The 17,025-nt window shown below is 42.0% G+C and carries 17 protein-coding genes and 1 pseudogene; 11 read left to right on the top strand and 7 right to left on the bottom strand.

The genetic code is table 11. The annotated features are described in order from the left end of the window. Positions 1–18: 18 nt before the first annotated feature. Entirely contained in the window at positions 19–498 is a 480-nt protein-coding gene (gene msrB, locus F7R58_RS00465) for a peptide-methionine (R)-S-oxide reductase MsrB (protein WP_410493623.1), read from the bottom strand. Positions 499–682: 184 nt separating this feature from the next. Here msrB and F7R58_RS00460 point away from each other — a divergent pair, with 184 nt between their 5' ends. Beyond that, positions 683–1,927, top strand: a complete 1,245-nt coding sequence (locus tag F7R58_RS00460; RefSeq protein ID WP_158063063.1) for a DUF445 domain-containing protein — start codon at positions 683–685, stop codon at positions 1,925–1,927. A gap of 17 nt (positions 1,928–1,944) precedes the next feature. Here F7R58_RS00460 and F7R58_RS00455 read toward each other — a convergent pair whose 3' ends face one another. Next, positions 1,945–2,967: a quinone-dependent dihydroorotate dehydrogenase gene (locus F7R58_RS00455; RefSeq protein ID WP_158063062.1), complete on the bottom strand. Its 1,023-nt coding sequence runs from the start codon at positions 2,965–2,967 to the stop codon at positions 1,945–1,947. Positions 2,968–3,194: 227 nt separating this feature from the next. Here F7R58_RS00455 and F7R58_RS00450 point away from each other — a divergent pair, with 227 nt between their 5' ends. Beyond that, positions 3,195–3,674, top strand: coding sequence for a hypothetical protein (locus F7R58_RS00450; RefSeq protein WP_158063061.1), 480 nt, complete (start codon positions 3,195–3,197; stop codon positions 3,672–3,674). 76 nt (positions 3,675–3,750) lie between these two features. On the opposite strand, the pseudogene F7R58_RS00445 reads toward F7R58_RS00450, so the two are convergent. Further along, positions 3,751–4,082 (bottom strand): annotated as a pseudogene (locus tag F7R58_RS00445) (dihydroorotate dehydrogenase (quinone)); the annotation flags it as partial. 115 nt (positions 4,083–4,197) lie between these two features. Here F7R58_RS00445 and F7R58_RS00440 point away from each other — a divergent pair. From F7R58_RS00440 to F7R58_RS00410, 8 genes are all read left to right on the top strand, one after another. Beyond that, positions 4,198–5,949, top strand: a complete 1,752-nt coding sequence (locus F7R58_RS00440) for a TrkH family potassium uptake protein (RefSeq protein ID WP_158063060.1) — start codon at positions 4,198–4,200, stop codon at positions 5,947–5,949. A gap of 14 nt (positions 5,950–5,963) precedes the next feature. Continuing rightward, positions 5,964–6,671 carry a potassium channel family protein gene (locus F7R58_RS00435; RefSeq protein ID WP_158063059.1) on the top strand — a complete coding sequence of 236 codons (708 nt, stop codon included), beginning with the start codon at positions 5,964–5,966 and terminating at the stop codon, positions 6,669–6,671. Between the two features lie 90 nt (positions 6,672–6,761). Then, a complete protein-coding gene (locus F7R58_RS00430) occupies positions 6,762–7,250 on the top strand; it encodes a hypothetical protein (RefSeq protein WP_158063058.1) in 489 nt (162 codons plus the stop codon). Positions 7,251–7,381: 131 nt separating this feature from the next. Next, positions 7,382–8,923 carry a glycine--tRNA ligase gene (locus tag F7R58_RS00425; protein WP_158063057.1) on the top strand — a complete coding sequence of 514 codons (1,542 nt, stop codon included), beginning with the start codon at positions 7,382–7,384 and terminating at the stop codon, positions 8,921–8,923. Between the two features lie 85 nt (positions 8,924–9,008). Beyond that, positions 9,009–10,145 (top strand): serine hydrolase domain-containing protein, encoded by a 1,137-nt coding sequence (locus F7R58_RS00420; protein ID WP_229723825.1) that lies wholly within the window; start codon positions 9,009–9,011, stop codon positions 10,143–10,145. A 10-nt stretch (positions 10,146–10,155) separates the two neighbouring features. Beyond that, complete coding sequence (locus F7R58_RS00415) at positions 10,156–10,656, top strand: DUF1801 domain-containing protein (protein ID WP_229723824.1); 501 nt, start codon at positions 10,156–10,158, stop codon at positions 10,654–10,656. Beyond that, positions 10,557–10,769 carry a YdeI/OmpD-associated family protein gene (locus tag F7R58_RS12995; protein ID WP_317132571.1) on the top strand — a complete coding sequence of 71 codons (213 nt, stop codon included), beginning with the start codon at positions 10,557–10,559 and terminating at the stop codon, positions 10,767–10,769. Before F7R58_RS00415 ends, F7R58_RS12995 begins: the two co-directional genes overlap by 100 nt. Before the next feature lie 215 nt (positions 10,770–10,984). Further along, the gene (locus F7R58_RS00410; RefSeq protein WP_158063055.1) at positions 10,985–11,491 is read left to right on the top strand and encodes a hypothetical protein; all 507 of its coding nucleotides are present in this window, start codon (positions 10,985–10,987) and stop codon (positions 11,489–11,491) included. Positions 11,492–11,720: 229 nt separating this feature from the next. Here the strand turns inward: F7R58_RS00410 and hemE are convergent, their stop codons facing one another. From hemE to hemA, 4 genes are read right to left on the bottom strand one after another with little or no spacing between them, the layout of a single operon-like run. After that, positions 11,721–12,746 (bottom strand): uroporphyrinogen decarboxylase, encoded by a 1,026-nt coding sequence (gene hemE / locus F7R58_RS00405; RefSeq protein WP_158063054.1) that lies wholly within the window; start codon positions 12,744–12,746, stop codon positions 11,721–11,723. Next, positions 12,739–13,413, bottom strand: a complete 675-nt coding sequence (locus F7R58_RS00400; RefSeq protein ID WP_158063053.1) for a uroporphyrinogen-III synthase — start codon at positions 13,411–13,413, stop codon at positions 12,739–12,741. The genes hemE and F7R58_RS00400 overlap by 8 nt, the downstream gene beginning before the upstream one ends. Positions 13,414–13,427: 14 nt before the next feature. Further along, positions 13,428–14,342 carry a hydroxymethylbilane synthase gene (gene hemC, locus F7R58_RS00395; RefSeq protein WP_158063052.1) on the bottom strand — a complete coding sequence of 305 codons (915 nt, stop codon included), beginning with the start codon at positions 14,340–14,342 and terminating at the stop codon, positions 13,428–13,430. Continuing rightward, positions 14,329–15,603, bottom strand: a complete 1,275-nt coding sequence (hemA, locus tag F7R58_RS00390; protein ID WP_158063051.1) for a glutamyl-tRNA reductase — start codon at positions 15,601–15,603, stop codon at positions 14,329–14,331. Before hemA ends, hemC begins: the two co-directional genes overlap by 14 nt. A 377-nt stretch (positions 15,604–15,980) precedes the next feature. On the opposite strand from hemA, the gene F7R58_RS00385 reads away from it, so the two are divergent. Next, complete coding sequence (locus tag F7R58_RS00385; protein WP_158063050.1) at positions 15,981–17,006, top strand: rod shape-determining protein; 1,026 nt, start codon at positions 15,981–15,983, stop codon at positions 17,004–17,006. The last annotated feature ends 19 nt before the right edge of the window (positions 17,007–17,025 follow it).

The raw sequence follows: 17,025 nt of genomic DNA, 5'->3' as shown, positions 1-17,025 counted from the left end.
TTGCGCTACAATTTGTTATTATTTTTGGGAGTCACCTACAAATTCAAGGCTCACAGAATTCATACAATAACGCATCCCTGTCGGTGGCGGACCGTCGTTAAAGACATGACCCAAGTGTGAATCGCAGCGTTTACAAACTACCTCAATCCTTTCCATCCCATGACTGGAGTCACGGTTATAAGCCACTCCCTCCTTATCAGCCTCAAAAAAACTTGGCCAGCCACAGGTAGACGAGAATTTAGAATCCGAACGGAAAAGATGATTACCGCAAACTGCACAGTAATAATCACCCAGCTCATCAAATTCATTATATTTTCCGGTAAAAGGTCTTTCCGTATCGGCTTCGCGGGCAATTGCATACAGGTCGGGTGGCAGGATCTTTTTCCATTCGGCGTTTGTGACGGTAAGTTTTGTACGGTCTGTTCTGGAGTAATAAGGATTTTTGGGAGTATTTTGCATAACTTTAGTATTTTCGGATTGGTTTAACTGTGTACACATCTGCATGTTAATCAGAAAGAGCAGGAAAAGCAAAGGTTTCATTCTGTTCAAAATATCTTCAAAATTAGGTATAAATATTAAAACGGCTTCAGTATAATACTTGTGGTCAAATTTGCCGGTACATTATAGTATCGGCATGTTAATAGCAGCACTGCTTTCAGTAGGATTTACATAAATTTGAGATATGAACGATCACCTAAAACGTAAGCAGCTACAGAAATATAAAATGTTTGCCACCGGACTGTTTGTATTGATGGCCGTCGTATTTGTAATTACGACCGTGCTGGAAAAGCAGAATCCAGCCCACTGGATAGGCTATATCCGGGCCTTCTCTGAGGCAGCTATGGTAGGTGCACTCGCCGACTGGTTCGCGGTGACCGCACTATTCCATCATCCCCTCGGACTTAAGATCCCGCATACCAACCTGATTCAAAACAGTAAGGAGCGCATTGGTGATAATCTTGGGACCTTCGTGGTCTCAAACTTCCTGTCACCTCAAAACATACGCCCTTATATTCAGAAAATCAGGATCTCAAATATTGCGGGAGAGTGGCTGTCAAAAGAGAAAAACCAGCGAAACCTCGTTGGTGAACTTTCAAAAATGGTTCTTAACATCCTGCATAAACTGGATGATGACGCAGCGGCAGAACTTATCGCAAAAAAGGCGAGGGAAATGACCAACGATCTGAAAATAAACCGCATAGTTGGCAGCGGAATAGAATATTTAGTTGAGAAGGAAGATCACCAGAAAATGATCACGGGTCTTGCCAAACAGATAAAGGAATACGTACTGACCAACCAGCAAATAGTGAAGGAGAGGGTACAGAAAGAAAGCTATTTCCTTATTCCAAAATTCGTTGATGATACAATTGCGGATAAAATTACCAACGGGCTTTCAAAATTCTTCGAAGAGGTTGAAAATAATCCGGGACACTCCTTACGTGCAGAAATTACGGCTAAACTTTTTGCCTTTTCTGAGGAGGTCCAGTCCGAGAAGAAATGGGAAGATGAGTTCCGCAATATCAAGAATGACTTCCTCACAGATGTGAAACTCAAGGAGTATTCAGCAGATATCTGGCGTTCGATAAAACAGTCTTTAACACAGGAATTGGAGGAAGAAGATTCGGCCCTGAAACGCTACCTGACGAAAAACCTGTCTGAACTCTCGCAAAATCTTCAGACCGACGAGAAACTACAGTATAAAATCGATCATTGGGTGCGCGTTACGGCCTACAAATACATCCTGAAGAATACGCACCAGGCGTCACACCTAATCAGTTCTACTGTGGGCAATTGGGAAGGCAGAGAACTAAGCGAAAAACTTGAACTGGAAGTAGGAAAAGACCTTCAGTTTATACGTGTAAACGGAACACTTGTGGGAGGTCTGGTGGGACTGATTATTTATACTGTAAGCAACTTTTTTATCTGATTTGCGAACAGCAAGCTTTAAAACACAGGTTCCTTTTCTGTTTGAAGAAGTTTAGTGTTTATCTCATGGATCAGTTCAGGTCCCTCATAAATAAAGCCGGTATACAGTTGTACCAGGCTTGCGCCGGCTTCCAGTTTTTCCAAAGCATCCTCAGCAGAATGAATACCGCCCACACCAATAATTGGAAATGCTTTATTGCTTTTTTCGGAGAGGAAACGTATCACTTCAGTCGAACGCTTGGTGAGCGGTTTGCCTGAAAGACCCCCACTTTCAACTTTGTTTTCAGATCTCAAACCCTCACGCGAAAGAGTCGTGTTGGTGGCAATTACTCCCGCAATTCCGGTTATCTTTACTATATCGATGATATCCATTAGTTGATCATCAGTAAGATCAGGCGCGATTTTCAGCAAAATTGGCTTGGGTTTTTCCTTAGCAACATTCAGGGTTTGAAGTTCACTTAAAAGTTTAGTTAAAGGCTCCTTATCCTGCAAAGCTCGTAAATTGGGCGTATTGGGTGAACTTACATTTACGACAAAATAATCTACATAAGGGAAAAGCTTTTCAAAACAGATAATATAGTCATTGACGGCCTCTTCATTGGGCGTGATTTTATTCTTTCCGATATTACCGCCAATAAGCACGTTTTTATTTTTCTTCAGACGTTCCACCGCAGCATCTACACCACCGTTATTAAAACCCATCCGGTTAATGATTGCCGAATCTTCCTTTAGTCTGAATAATCTCTTCTTAGGATTTCCATCCTGAGGCTTGGGAGTCAGCGTTCCTATTTCAATAAAGCCAAAACCGAGATCTGAAAGTTCGGAGAACATTTTCGCATCCTTATCAAAGCCCGCGGCCAAACCTACAGGATTTTTAAATTTTAATCCAAAAACCTCCCTTTCAAGACGCTTGTCTACAATTGGTTTCGGAAATACAATTGAAGTCAGAAATTTAAAATTCTTCAAAACAGAGAACGTAAAATAATGAACTTCTTCAGGGTCAAATTTGAATAATAAAGGGCGGATAAAGCTTTTATACATGCGAAAATTTTGAAACACAAAAATAGGGTTTTTTGCTCTATCCGTGCAGCTAACACCCCACCCTCCTGTCTTATAATAACGGAAAGGCAGCAGTATATGAGCAAGCCACCAATCCTGCAATCCACCAATTCGAAAAAATAGTTGCTGAAACTGACATAAGTCGGCCGGAATTATCTCAATTCAATTGAACAAAACACTATTTTTGCCGCAAAATAAAAATAAACACCATGAAAAAAATGATTCTCTTCGGGATGATGCTCAGCTTCACACTCGGGACCGCACAGGTTACAATGGAAAAAAACAAATTAGTTAAGGATGGACAAACCTACAAATTGAAAGAATTCCGTAGTGTATTTAAAGATCCCAACGCTGCAAGCACTTTCCACAAAGCCAGAACAAATGCTGCCGTATCCAATGTGTTCGGCTATGCCGGTGGCTTCCTGATCGGTTTTGGTATCGTACCCGCGCTCTCCGGCAAAAAGACCGAGGTTAGAAATGGAGTGGTATACGAAAATAAACCCTCCCGAGGCTGGGCTGTTGTAGGGATTGGTGCGGGCCTGGTGGGAGTTGGAATCCCTTTTGCCTATGCTGCAGACAAGCAGGCAAAAAAGGCTTTGGCTTTAGAGAATGGTGAGCCCACAGCATTCCGGCCACATTTCAAACTGGAATCGGCAGGTACTGGGGTAGCATTAAGCTATAATTTTTAAAATAATTCTAAATAATAAGAGGCGGAATTAGTTTTCTTTTTTTTCTCTTTAGGCCGTTCCACAGCTGAATCTACCTACCGTTGTTGAAGCGCAAACGGTTAATGATCGCGGAATCTTCCTCCAGCCTGAAAAGTCTTTTCCTGGGATTACCTTGCTGTGCCTTTGGCGTAAGTGTTCCTATTTCAATAAAACCAAAACCAAGGTTAGAAAGTTCCGAGAACATTTCGCATCCTTATCAAAACCTGCGGCCAGACCTACAGGATTCCTGAGCTTTAAACCAAAGACTTCCCTTGCAAGGCAGTTGTCTTATAGTGGCTTCTTAAAAAAGAGCGAGGTGAGGAATCCGAATTTCTTTAACGCAGAGAAGGTTAGATAATGGACTTCTTCTATATCGAATTTTAAAAGCAGGGTCGGACTTAGCTCCTTAACCTATATGAAATCTCGTTTTAAAAATTTACTATTTTCGGGCGAAACGAACGCCCCCGGAGTAATTTTGAATACATTTGCTTTCCTATTATAAAAAATGTGGAATAACAGACTTAATACTTTTTCATTTTATACCAGCTTTCTGGCCTTCGGTCTCATGATTATCGAAGCTGGATTTTATAAGGAACTCCTGTACCGGTCGCAAGTAATTTACTTCTATGATTTAAGCTTTCTGCTTACCATTTTTAATATCTTTTATTACAATATTTATAAAAAGAGCCGGGCTACTAGGAAACTTTGGCCACTGGAAATAATTATAATCCTGTTAGTGATATTGTATTACGCAGCACGGCTGGAATATAATTTTTTAGATTCGCGAAATTTAAGGTTCGTGAATCAGAGACTCCTTTATTTGCTTATCGTACTGTGCTTTATCAGAGATTTCTCAAGCCTTCACATCAATTTTAAAAGGACGTTTATAAACCCTGCACAATTATTTATTTCCAGTTTTATAGGCATTATATTTCTTGGCACCGCAATGCTGCTTATGCCTAATGCAACTACGAAAGAAATAAGTGTGCTCGATGCGCTTTTTACCTCTACCAGTGCAGTGTGTGTTACCGGCTTAGTAACATTGGATACTGCAAAAGACTTCACGGTGTTCGGAAAAATAATTATTCTGGCCCTGATTCAGACCGGAGGGTTGGGAATTATGACGTTTGCAAGTTACTTCAGTTATTTTTTTCGTGGAGGATCGTCCTTTGAAAACCAGATCAGCCTCAGCGAAATGACAAGTTCAGATAAACTCGGCGATGTTTTCAATACACTGAAAAGGGTTTTGGTGATCACTGTAACTGTAGAACTGCTGGGAGCTGCACTTATTTATCTTTCGCTTGATAGGAGTCTTTTGGGTAACTCCACGAATAATGGGATCATGTTTTCCGTTTTTCATTCCATATCTTCGTTCTGTAATGCTGGATTTTCCACGCTTACTGGGGGATTAAGCGAACCTGGATATGATTACAATTATTCATTACACCTTACTATCGCTTTCCTGTTTATCTTCGGTGGACTTGGATTTCCCATCGTATACAATGTGTATAAATATATGCATCATCTAATCCAAAATATACTTTTCGCTAAAATTACGAGAGAAAGGTACAAATATACTCCATGGGTCATCAATATCAACACAAGGATAATTCTGATCACTACTGCAGTTCTTCTAGTCGGAGGAACGGCCTTGATTTACCTGTTTGAAAAGGACGGCGCATTGAAAAATCACACCTATTTTGGGACTGTTGTAGAGGCGTTTTTCATCTCAGCATCAAACCGAACAGCCGGTTTCAACACCGTTAACATGGTCAGTTTAAGTGGCCCAACCATTATGATCTGCATGTTACTGATGTGGATCGGAGCCTCGCCCGCATCCACAGGTGGCGGTATTAAAACTACTGCCTTTGCAATCGCAATTCTCAACATTATTGCTTTCGCCAGAGGCAAGAGCAGGACAGAGGTTTACCGGAGGGAGATCAGTGATAATTCAGTAAAGCGTGCCTTTGCTATTATCGCCCTCTCCTTAATAATTATTGGGTTTGCCATCTTTCTGCTGGTTCTCACAGAAAAAGATAAAGATCTGATGAGCTTAGCTTTTGAAGTGTTTTCTGCATATTCCACAGTTGGACTAAGTTTAAATTTAACACCCACACTTACGCCGGCAGGCAAATTGATCATTATAACAGTAATGTTCATTGGAAGGGTGAGTATGCTGTCTCTGCTCATAGCTCTTGCAAAAAGGGAGAAATATTTTAATTACCGCTATCCGAAGGAGGAAATAATGATTAATTAACAAACGGCAACTAAATGAAATACATCATCATCGGATTAGGAAATTTTGGACTTTCCCTGGCAGAAAAACTTACAAAACTGGGAAACGAAGTTATTGGAGTGGACAGTTCAATGACAAAAGTTGAAGCCGTAAAAGAGAAAATCTCACATGCCATCTGTCTGGATGCCACCGACGAATATACAATGGGTGGACTCCCTTACAAGGATACCGATATAGTTGTAATCGCAATCGGGGAGAATACCGGTGCAAATATTATGGCAACCGCTATTATTAAAAAACTGCACCCCAACCGAATCATAAGCCGCGCCATAGATCCCGTACACGAAACGATATTGGAAGCGATGGATATTCACACTATAGTACATCCCGAAGAAGAAACTGCTGAAAAATGGGCTAAAAAACTCTCTCTTAAGGGCTTGGTTGAATCATTTGAATTAAGTGGAAAATACAGCATTGTTGAGCTCCGGTTACCCGAGCAGTTTATCGGTAAAAGTCCTGTCGAGATTGAATTTCGCGCCAAGTACAACCTGGTTCTGGTAACGGTCATCAAAATTTTAGCGGAAAAAAGCATTTTCGGAAAAGTAAAAAGGGTTAATGAAGTGCAGGGTGTTGTGAACAATGAAACACCTTTTGACAAAGGAGACATTCTTGTGCTGTATGGAGATAATGAAGATATAAGAAGTTTCATTAGAGACAGTAATGACGACTATAACCATTTTTGAAAACTTATCTGGATCCAATTTAAACATAGGGAAAATCCTGAAAGTTTTCTGTTTTATCGATTATCTTTTTAATTTTGAAAATAAAATTGGATGAAGAAAAATTTATTATTAGGTATGATGCTCACGTTCACGCTGAGCAATGCTCAGGTGACGATGGAAGGCAGTAAACTGGTACGGGACGGACAGACGTACAAAATTGCCCAGTTTAGAGAAGTCTTTAAAAATCCGGAAGCAGCTGCTTCGTTCCAGAGAGCCCGTAACAACAGTACTGTAGGAAACATCTTCGGCGGTATAGGCGGTGGAGTAATGGGTTTCGGTCTTGGAACAGCATTAAGCGGAAATAAAACCAAGGTAACTACGGCGTACGGTACTCAAACGGTAAAACAGAACAATGGCGGTGCATGGGCGGCTGTTGGGATCGGTGCCGGAATCGTAGGTATCGGTATTCCGTTCGCACTGGCAGCCAATAAGCATGCGAAAAGAGCAATGGCGCTGGAAAACGGAGAGGCAACAGCTTTTCAGCCACATTTCAAACTGGAATCGGCAGGTACTGGGGTAGCATTAAGCTATAATTTCTGATTAATGATAATATAAGTTTTGAGACGGGTTTTTTACCCGTCTTTTTCATTCGTAAAAGGTTAGGATCCCTCATGTCCGACGCCGGTCAAACAGAAATAATTCCCTATTTTTGCGCCAAATAATTAATAATCATGGCCAAACAGGAAGATGTTTTCAAGAAACTGATTTCACATGCGAAAGAATATGGTTTTATATTCCCATCCAGTGAGATATATGACGGACTTTCAGCAATTTACGATTACGGACAGAACGGTACGGAACTGAAAAACAACATCAAACAGTATTGGTGGAAGGCCATGGTGCAGATGAATGAAAATATCGTGGGTATTGACTCCGCGATCTTCATGCATCCCACAATATGGAAAGCCTCCGGCCACGTGGATGCTTTCAATGATCCTTTGATCGATAATAAGGACTCTAAAAAACGTTTCAGAGCCGATGTTTTGCTGGAAGATTATTGTGCGAAACTTGAAGAAAAAGCACAGAAAGAAATTGATAAGGCCGCAAAAAGATTTGGTGATGCTTTCGACAAGAACGAATTTGAAACCACGAACGGTCGTGTTCTGGAATACCGCGAAAAGCAGAAAACAATTCTTTCCAGAATGGCGAAATCATTGGAAAATGAAGATTTGGCGGATGTAAAAGCTTTGATTGAGGAACTTGAGATCGCTGATCCGGATACAGGTTCCAAAAACTGGACAGATGTGCGCCAGTTCAATTTAATGTTCGGAACCAAATTAGGCGCTTCCGCAGATTCTGCCACTGATTTATACTTAAGACCTGAAACGGCGCAGGGAATTTTCGTGAACTTCCTGAACGTTCAGAAAACGTCACGGCATAAACTTCCATTCGGCATTGCACAGATTGGCAAAGCCTTTAGAAATGAGATTGTTGCGAGACAGTTCATCTTCAGAATGCGCGAATTCGAACAGATGGAAATGCAGTTCTTCGTACCACCGGGAACTGAACTCGGTTTTTACGAAGAATGGAAACAGAAACGTTTGAATTGGCACCTGGCTTTAGGTCTGGGCGCAGATAACTATAAATTCCATGACCACGAAAAGCTGGCGCATTACGCAAATGCCGCGGCTGATATTGAATTCAAATTCCCGTTCGGATTTAAGGAACTGGAAGGAATTCACTCCAGAACCGATTTCGATCTGAAAGCGCATGAGCAGCATTCCGGCAGAAAACTGCAGTATTTTGATTCCGAAAGAAACGAGAATTACATTCCCTATGTAGTAGAAACTTCGGTTGGTCTGGACCGTTTGTTCCTGGCGGTTTTCTCAAACTCACTGAAAGAGGAAGTTTTGGAAGACGGTTCGGAAAGAACAGTTCTTTCACTTCCGCCGGCGCTGGCTCCGGTAAAAGCGGCTATCTTACCTTTGATGAAGAAAGACGGCCTTGGTGAATATGGTGAGAAAATCTTTAATGACCTGAAATTCGATTTCAATATGATTTATGAAGATAAGGACAGTATCGGTAAGCGTTACCGCCGTCAGGACGCGATAGGTACGCCGTTCTGTATCACGATTGACCACGACACGCTTACTGACCACACAGTAACACTTAGAGACCGCGATACGATGCAGCAGGAAAGAGTTCCGGTGGCAGATTTGCGCCGGATCATCGACGAGAAGACTAATTTCAGAAACCTTCTTAGCAAGATCTAACCGACTGTTTCCGGGTGAAAAAACAATGAGGGTTCCGCAATTTTCGGAACTTTTTTTATCTAAATTTGTCTGAAACAACCTCATCTTGAAAAAAATCCTGACTGGCGCCGCTGCCGTGGCCGCCGGAACCATAGCCGCCGTTTACCTATTTGATTACGGTTATCTTTTTAAGGGAATCGCGAAAACCTATTTTCGCGGCGAAAAAAGTGCGACCATAGATGATCTAAAGCTTTTTCCAAGCAATACCGTAGCCTCCGGCAAGCCGGTTCCCTGGCTAAAGGATGAGAAATATAATAAAAAACCGCTGCCCCAAAATCTTTTGAAAAGTCTTGAAGAATCGAAGACGGTATCATTTCTGGTTGTGAAGGACGGCAAACTCCTTCATGAACAGTACTGGATGGGGTATGACGAAAATACCCGGTCCAACTCCTTCTCCATGGCCAAGACAGTTGCTGTAATGCTTACCGGCAAGGCCTTGGAAGAAGGCAAAATTGAAAGCCTGGACAGTAAATTCACTGATTTTTATGATAATTATAAAGATACGCAGTACGGACGCGACCTTACTCTGAGGCACCTGGCCGCTATGGAATCCGGACTGAACTGGAATGAAGATTATAAAAATCCGCTGGCTCCAAATGCGAGAGCCTACTATGGCAACAGTCTGGAGCAGGCTATTCATTCACAGGGATTCAAGCAGGCACCCGGAAAACGGTTTGAATATCAGAGTGGTTCCACGCAACTGTTGGGCTTCGCACTGAGAAAAGCGGTAAACACTTCTGTTGCCAATTATCTTTCCGAAAAAATATGGAAGCCGCTCGGAATGGAACAGCCTGCGGAATGGACCACCGACAACAGCGGTATGGAAAAAACCTTTTGCTGCATCCACGCGGTGCCACGCGACTTTGCAAAACTCGGACTCATGATGCTGAACAAAGGAAGGGCGAACGGAATACAGGTGCTGAATGAGGATTTTGTGCAGGAGATGATTACCCCTACACCGGCTTCTGCCGGGATTTATGGACTGGGCGTCTGGATTAACAACGACAATCCCGTAAAACACTATTTCCTGCTGGGTTTGCAGGGACAGTATGTTATTATTGTTCCCGAACATAACATGGTCATTGTGAGAACAGGAAGCTATAAGGACCAGCCCAAGAATGACCGCGGCCGGCCGGATCAGGTTCGGTATGTTGTGAATGAAACCGTAAAACTCTACTCATAGAATTAAAGACATGTATGAATCCGATTCAAAAGTTGATGCCTACATTCAAAATGCGCAACCCTTCGCACAGCCCGTTTTGGAATATATACGGGAAACAGTACACGAGTTTTGCCCGGAGGCAGGCGAAGCTATGAAATGGAGCTTTCCACACTTTATTTACAAGGGAAAGAATTTATGTTCAATGGCTGCCTTTAAGCAGCATTGTGTCTTCGGCTTCTGGCTGGAAAGCGAAATGAAAACAATGAAGGAACTTACGCAAGGTCGGGAGAAAAACTCCATGTTCACGCTGGGTAAAATTACCAAAATTGAAGATTTACCTTCCAAAGCTCAACTTAAGAACTGTATTCTGGAAGCCATGGAACTTACAGACATGGGCGTCACCATTAAAAAAGTCAGTCCAATTCAACGGAAATTGAGGTTCCGGATTATTTTATTGAGGCACTGGAAACTACCCCTAAGGCAAAGGATATTTTTGAAAAGGCTTCACCTTCCTTCCGGAAAGAATATGTGATGTGGCTTACCGAAGCTAAAACCGAGGCAACCCGCAACAAAAGGATGGCGGAAGCAGTTGAATGGATTTCTGAAGGTAAGGGACGCCACTGGAAGTATGAAAGAAATAAATAATCAACAACGTCGATTTCAATATTAGAAATTTAATTCTCGATAGGGACCCTAATTAATTAGAGTGCATAATTTTTAAAAATTTAAACTGACATAAGTCATAACAGCTAATTGTAGAACCGCGTATGACGATTTTGCCATCAATAAAGTTGTTTAAAATGCTATTTATTTAGCCCGACAGCAAAAAACGCCTAACCGCTAATGCAACACTCTTAATTTTGCCGCTAAAACTAATTGAAAATATTTGGAAATCGAACGAAAATGGATTAGGATTTTACCTTATTAATATTTTCCAAAAGTTTGACACAGATTTATCGCTGAAGAATCTTCTTCAATCAAATATTCTAAACGACACGCAATTTGGAGATTATAAATTAGAATCTATTCCTGATCCAACGAAAGTGTATGGTTCTATAATACTAGACAAAATCGAAGTATCAGATTTTAAGATTCTAGATTTTCAAGAATTAAGAGATGAAATATCAGACTATTGGAAAGATGATAATTGGGGAGCTGATTTACCAATTTTCAAAGAAAATTTTGAAATAGCAATTAAAAAACTATATGAGTATTCAGAAAATAAGAGAACTTATTATTATATAAATATTGAAAAAATAAACCCTGAAAAACTGGCCAAACCCAATTTCTTCACGTATTTAATTTCCATAATTTCAACATTAGAGAATTCTGACAAAATAATAACATTAACTTTTGGACTTGATTAGGAAGAAAATGTGCTGCGTACAACATTAATCACGGTTGCGCAATGCTGGTTCTATAACGCTAGATCTAATGGGATAAAAACTGACCGCTTTTAAGGTGGTTTTATTTATAGCAAGAGTTCTTCGGATTGGGGTGGAGTAAGGCGAAGCTATAGCCATGCCGGTTTTTCGGGCTGTCCCCAAACAAAAAAACGCAGGATTTCTGCGTTTTTTATAGTTTATTAATTGGTGACTATCCTTTCCATTCCACTACTGCCTTTATAAAAGCTTCGGCGTTTTCAACAGGAATATTGGGCAGTATTCCGTGACCAAGATTTACGATGTATTTGTCTTTACCGAACCGGTCAATCATTTCATGGACCATGCGTCTGATGGTTTGGGGTGACGAATGCAGCCGTGCGGGATCAAAATTACCCTGCAGCGTGATAGAATTGTGGGTCAGTTTTCTCGCTATTTCCGGCGTAATGGTCCAGTCTACACCTAAAGCGGAGACTTTTGATTTGGTCATATCCTCCAGTGCGAACCAGCAACCTTTACCAAAAACCACAACATGTGTAAGCGGACTTAAAGCTTCAACAATCTGGTCAATATACTGCCAGGAGAATTCTTTATAATCAGTAGGCGAAAGCATACCTCCCCAACTGTCGAATACCTGAACTGCAGAGACTCCTTTCTCTACTTTTCTCTTCAGATAAGCGATTGTAGTATCTGTAATTTTCTGAAGCAGAAGATGTGCAGCTTCGGGATTGGTGAAACAGAACGCTTTGGCAATGTCAAAGGCTTTGCTACCTTTACCTTCCACACAGTAGCATAGGATGGTCCATGGCGAACCTGCAAATCCGATAAGCGGGATTTCATTATCCAGCTTTTCCAATGTCATTTCTATTGCATCAAAAACGTATCCCAGGGTATCATTAACATCCGGTACCACTACATTATTTACCTGCTCTGTGGTGCGGATGGGATTATCCAGCCAGGGCCCGACACTTTCCTTCATCTTGAAATCAATCCCCATCGCCTGAGGAACCACCAAAATATCGGAAAAAAGGATCGCAGCATCCAGCGGAAACCTGCGGATAGGCTGCACAGTAATCTCGGAGGCAAGTTCCGGCGTCTGGCAACGGGTGAAGAAATCGTATTTATTGCGCAGTTCAATAAATTCCGGCAGGTATCTGCCTGCCTGTCTCATCATCCACACAGGTGGACGCTCCACGGTTTCGCCTCTGAGGGCTTTCAGATATAAATCGTTCTTAATCATATTTCAATATTAAATCCAGCATATCTTCAAAACTGCTTTCTCTGCTGGTGTAAATTCTTTTGTCGGTATGGTTTTTCACTTCCTGGGTTGTGGTATTTCCCAGGGAAAATATTTTCTTGCCTTCCAGGGAATTGTATTTGGTAAAGCTGCGCACCCCACTGGGGCTAAAAAATGCTATGGCATCATACTCACCGTGCACCTGTGGATACAGCAGCTCAGTTTCGTAGATAACTACTTTTCTGTAGGAGATATTCTGCAGCGGCAACGCATTGTTTAACACATCCAGCGCCAAATTACCGCAAAAATGAATAAATTTTTCCCGGCCGGAATTCTCAATGATGAACTCTGCCAAATCTTTAGCGTGCTTCTTCACCTTAAAAGTTCCGAAACCATATTCGCGGAGTTTTTTCTTGGTTTTCTGGCCTACACAGTAAATCTTATTGTAATTACGGTCGGTAAAGTCCTCATTGGGTTTAAATCCGTTTTCAAAAAATGCCCCCACGGCATTAACGCTGGTAAAAATCAGGGAATGGTTTTTCAGGTCAAAAGGTTCCATCTGTAATGACTTCACTCTGATTACATCCACGATGTCATAAGAAAAACGACTCCCAAATTTCTCGGAAATCATTTTTTTATCAATATTTTTCTTGGTGAACAAAACCTTCATATTATCACCCCAGGTTAAATTTTAAGTGTTTCCTTTATCACAGACATAATTTGGCGCCCGCCGTTATCGAGTATTTCCTCCGCCAGTTCTTTACCATAGTTGCGGTTTTCTTCGTAACTGAAGATCTTATCGGTCTCTATACAGTCTTTCCCATCCAGCGAGCACAGGCGGCCAATAAAGCGTACCTGTCCTTCCTTTATTTCCGCAAAAGCTCCGATGGGTGCTGTACAGCCTCCTTCCAGGGTACTCAGGAACTGTCTTTCCATCCGCACACATTTTTCCGTTTCGGCGTGCGTAATCTGCGCTACAACATTATTTATTTCGGTATTTGAACTGAGTCCGGCCACCGCTACAACCCCCTGGGATGGTGCCGGGATCATCATGGGAAGCTCTTCATAGTCAACAGCCAGTTCCATCCGTTTAATTCCGGCCAGTGAAAAGATGGTGGCATCGAAGTCCAGGTCTTCAAGTTTCTGCAGTCTGGTCTGCACATTTCCCCTGATATCAGAAAACTCAGCATGTGCAAATTCACGGAGCCAGAAAGCCCTTCTTCTTAAACTGCTTGTGGCTACCTTAAGCTCATGCAGGGGCTTGTCAAGCGATGAGACTTTCCTTACCAATACATCCTGATGGAAATCGCGCTCCAGATAAGCAATAAGTTCGATATTTTCCGGAAGTGATGTAGGCACATCCTTCAGTGAATGGACAGCGATATCAATTTCGCCGTTCAGAAGTGCGGTATCAAGGTCACGCGTAAAGATGCCCGTTATACCCAGCGCATAGAGTGGCTGCGTAAGATTTTTGTCGCCGGAGGACAGTATGGGTGTGATTTCTGTCTTGTAATTATTGTTCTGAAGGTGGCGTGCAACTTCGCGGGCCTGCCACAATGCCAACGGAGAATTTCGGGTTCCGATTCTAATGCTTTTCATTGAATTCGTTGTTTGGTTGTTCCACTAAAATTTCGTGCATCAGTTTACTTACTTCCTCCGCCTTCCAGGGATGGTCTATGATATACTTTGCAAAGCGGTTGGTTATTTTCTGGATCATACGGTCGGAGAGCTCCATGTCTTCCACTCCCACATACCTGTGCTTGCGGTGAATATTGTGCATCTCGTTACGCTCCATGTTCTTCAGCACCGCCTTGAAGTGATGAATTTTGGGTACCATCTTTCTTTTCTTTTCCCATTCGGCAAAATCCTTACTCATTTCCCTGATGATCTCTTCAGCCTTAGGAATCTCTTTTTTCCTCTGGGACATGGTTTCACGGATATGTGCCGATAGCTGATCCACATCTACGAGCTGTACATTGGGGTTTTCGGTAACATTCTTGTCCACATTATTCGGAATAGAAAGATCAATGACCAAAGTTTCCTTACCGTTTGGAAAATGATCCCTGTTAATAATCGGGTGAGGAGCTCCTGTAGCCACAATCAGAATGTCGGTGGATTTCAGCTCCGCATCCAGATCTTCCATAGCAATATGTGGAATCTTATACTTTTCAGCAATTTTTTCCGCCTTGTCCAGCGAGCGGTTCATCACCTTTATATTGGGCTCAAAGATATGTTTCACTAAATTCTCAACAGTATTCTGCCCTATCTCACCCGTTCCAAGGAGCAGGATATTCTTGTCCGCGAGCTGCTTCTGATGATTAAGTATATAATGTACGGCGGCATAGGACACCGAGGCAGCGCCGTTTGATATCCCGGTTTCATTCTTGATTTTCCTTGAGATCTGTATGGCAGAATTAATTGCACGTTCCAGATAAGGATTGCTGTTCTGCTTTTCTTTCTTGAAGCGGTTATAGGCATTCTTGATTTGCCCAATAATTTCAAAATCACCAATAATCTGACTTTCGAGTCCGCCTGCCACGCGGAAAAGATGATTAAGAGCTTCCTCCCGGGTATAAATATTGGCAAACTGCAGGAAATCAGTGAGGCTTACGCCGGTAGTTTTACAGAACTCCTCGGCTACCAGAAGGTAATTTGCTGAGGTGGTATAAATTTCGGTCCGGTTGCAGGTGGACACAACAAAAGCATCTCCGATACTTTCCTGATGAAGCGACTTTACAAAATCCTTGATATGCTCTTCAAAAAAGGCAAATTTCCCGCGGGTTTCAGCATCGGCTTTCTCGTAACTTACACTAAGGACGGCAAAATTGGCTGTTTTGTTTATTTCAGGAAGGTTATTCATAACGCAACTGCAAAAATACTGAAATTTTAATTAACCTGCACCCTGATCAACGGTGATCATTATCAGCATTATGTCTTTAATAATCAGAAAGTCTCCTACACATTTGGGACTTCTTTCTCCCCCAGCCACCAATTTATTCCGCACTTTACAAAAACCGCAAAAATTACCTTTCTGCACACAGTTTTAAATATCATGATAAAACAAAACGGTAAATGCCAACCCTTCTTGAAAAGATGGATATGACCAAATTTTTATCAGAAAGAACTATCTACTTTTAATAAAACTTTAACCAAATATTGAGGTCGCCGGCTCCTGAAATGGTTCTAAATTTATATCTTTGTGCACTTGATTTGACTAAAAGAAATCGGAAGAATATTATGGGTTTATTTGATATGTTCACGCAGGAGATTGCGATTGACTTGGGAACAGCTAACACGCTGATTATACATAACAACAAGATCGTTATCGATCAGCCATCTATCGTTGCCATTGAACGCTCTTCCGGTAAGCCGATTGCCGTAGGTGAGCAGGCCAAACATATGCAGGGAAAGACCCATGAAGACATTAAAACCATCCGTCCGCTGAAAGACGGTGTAATTGCGGATTTTCATGCGTCTGAGCACATGATCAAGGAGTTCATAAAAAAGATTCCGGGAATTAAAGGAAAACTCATCCAGCCCGCACTGCGAATTGTAATCTGCATACCCTCCGGAATTACCGAGGTTGAAAAACGTGCTGTTCGTGACTCCGCTCAGAAGGTGAATGCGAAAGAGGTACGTCTTATTTATGAGCCAATGGCTGCGGCAATTGGTGTAGGCATTGATGTTCAGAAACCTGAAGGTAATATGATCATTGACATAGGAGGTGGTACAACAGAGATAGCCGTTGTTGCTTTGGGAGGCATTGTTTGCGACAAATCGGTAAAAATTGCCGGAGATGTCTTTACCAATGACATTGCGTATTACCTGAGAACACATCATAATCTGTATATTGGTGAAAGAACTGCAGAAAGGATAAAAATTGAAGTTGGATCTGCCTTGGAAGACCTTGATGTTGATGTGGAAGACATTCCGGTGCAGGGTAGAGACCTCATCACAGGAAAACCGAAAGAAATTATGGTGGGTTACAAAGAGATTGCCCGCGCCCTGGACAAATCTATTATCCGTATTGAAGATGCCGTTATGGAAACCCTGTCACTTACCCCGCCCGAACTGGCAGCTGATATATACAAGACAGGTATTTACCTTGCAGGCGGAGGTGCATTACTGCGCGGACTGGCGGACAGGCTGCACAAGAAAACCGGATTACCTGTTTTCGTAGCCGAAGATCCACTGCGTGCCGTAGTTCGCGGTACCGGAATTGCACTTAAAAATATGGATAAGTTCAACTTCCTTATAAAGTAATAATTCACTTACATATTCG

The sequence above is a fragment of the Chryseobacterium sp. genome, from assembly GCF_008831505.1.
Classification (GTDB): domain Bacteria; phylum Bacteroidota; class Bacteroidia; order Flavobacteriales; family Weeksellaceae; genus Marnyiella.
The sequence above is the reverse complement of the archived record's forward strand: the minus strand, read 5'-3'. Positions and strand labels throughout refer to the sequence as shown.

Coding starts and splice junctions, on each gene's coding strand:
- F7R58_RS00400 (WP_158063053.1), bottom strand. CDS start 13,413: ATGAAGGTTTTGTTCACCAAGAAAAATATTGATAAAAAAATGATTTCC.
- F7R58_RS00455 (WP_158063062.1), bottom strand. CDS start 2,967: ATGTATAAAAGCTTTATCCGCCCTTTATTATTCAAATTTGACCCTGAA.
- hemC (WP_158063052.1), bottom strand. CDS start 14,342: ATGAAAAGCATTAGAATCGGAACCCGAAATTCTCCGTTGGCATTGTGG.
- F7R58_RS00430 (WP_158063058.1), top strand. CDS start 6,762: ATGAAGAAAAATTTATTATTAGGTATGATGCTCACGTTCACGCTGAGC.
- F7R58_RS00415 (WP_229723824.1), top strand. CDS start 10,156: ATGTATGAATCCGATTCAAAAGTTGATGCCTACATTCAAAATGCGCAA.
- F7R58_RS00460 (WP_158063063.1), top strand. CDS start 683: ATGAACGATCACCTAAAACGTAAGCAGCTACAGAAATATAAAATGTTT.
- msrB (WP_410493623.1), bottom strand. CDS start 498: ATGTGTACACAGTTAAACCAATCCGAAAATACTAAAGTTATGCAAAAT.
- F7R58_RS00450 (WP_158063061.1), top strand. CDS start 3,195: ATGAAAAAAATGATTCTCTTCGGGATGATGCTCAGCTTCACACTCGGG.
- hemA (WP_158063051.1), bottom strand. CDS start 15,603: ATGAATAACCTTCCTGAAATAAACAAAACAGCCAATTTTGCCGTCCTT.
- hemE (WP_158063054.1), bottom strand. CDS start 12,746: ATGATTAAGAACGATTTATATCTGAAAGCCCTCAGAGGCGAAACCGTG.
- F7R58_RS00425 (WP_158063057.1), top strand. CDS start 7,382: ATGGCCAAACAGGAAGATGTTTTCAAGAAACTGATTTCACATGCGAAA.
- F7R58_RS00385 (WP_158063050.1), top strand. CDS start 15,981: ATGGGTTTATTTGATATGTTCACGCAGGAGATTGCGATTGACTTGGGA.
- F7R58_RS00440 (WP_158063060.1), top strand. CDS start 4,198: ATGTGGAATAACAGACTTAATACTTTTTCATTTTATACCAGCTTTCTG.
- F7R58_RS00435 (WP_158063059.1), top strand. CDS start 5,964: ATGAAATACATCATCATCGGATTAGGAAATTTTGGACTTTCCCTGGCA.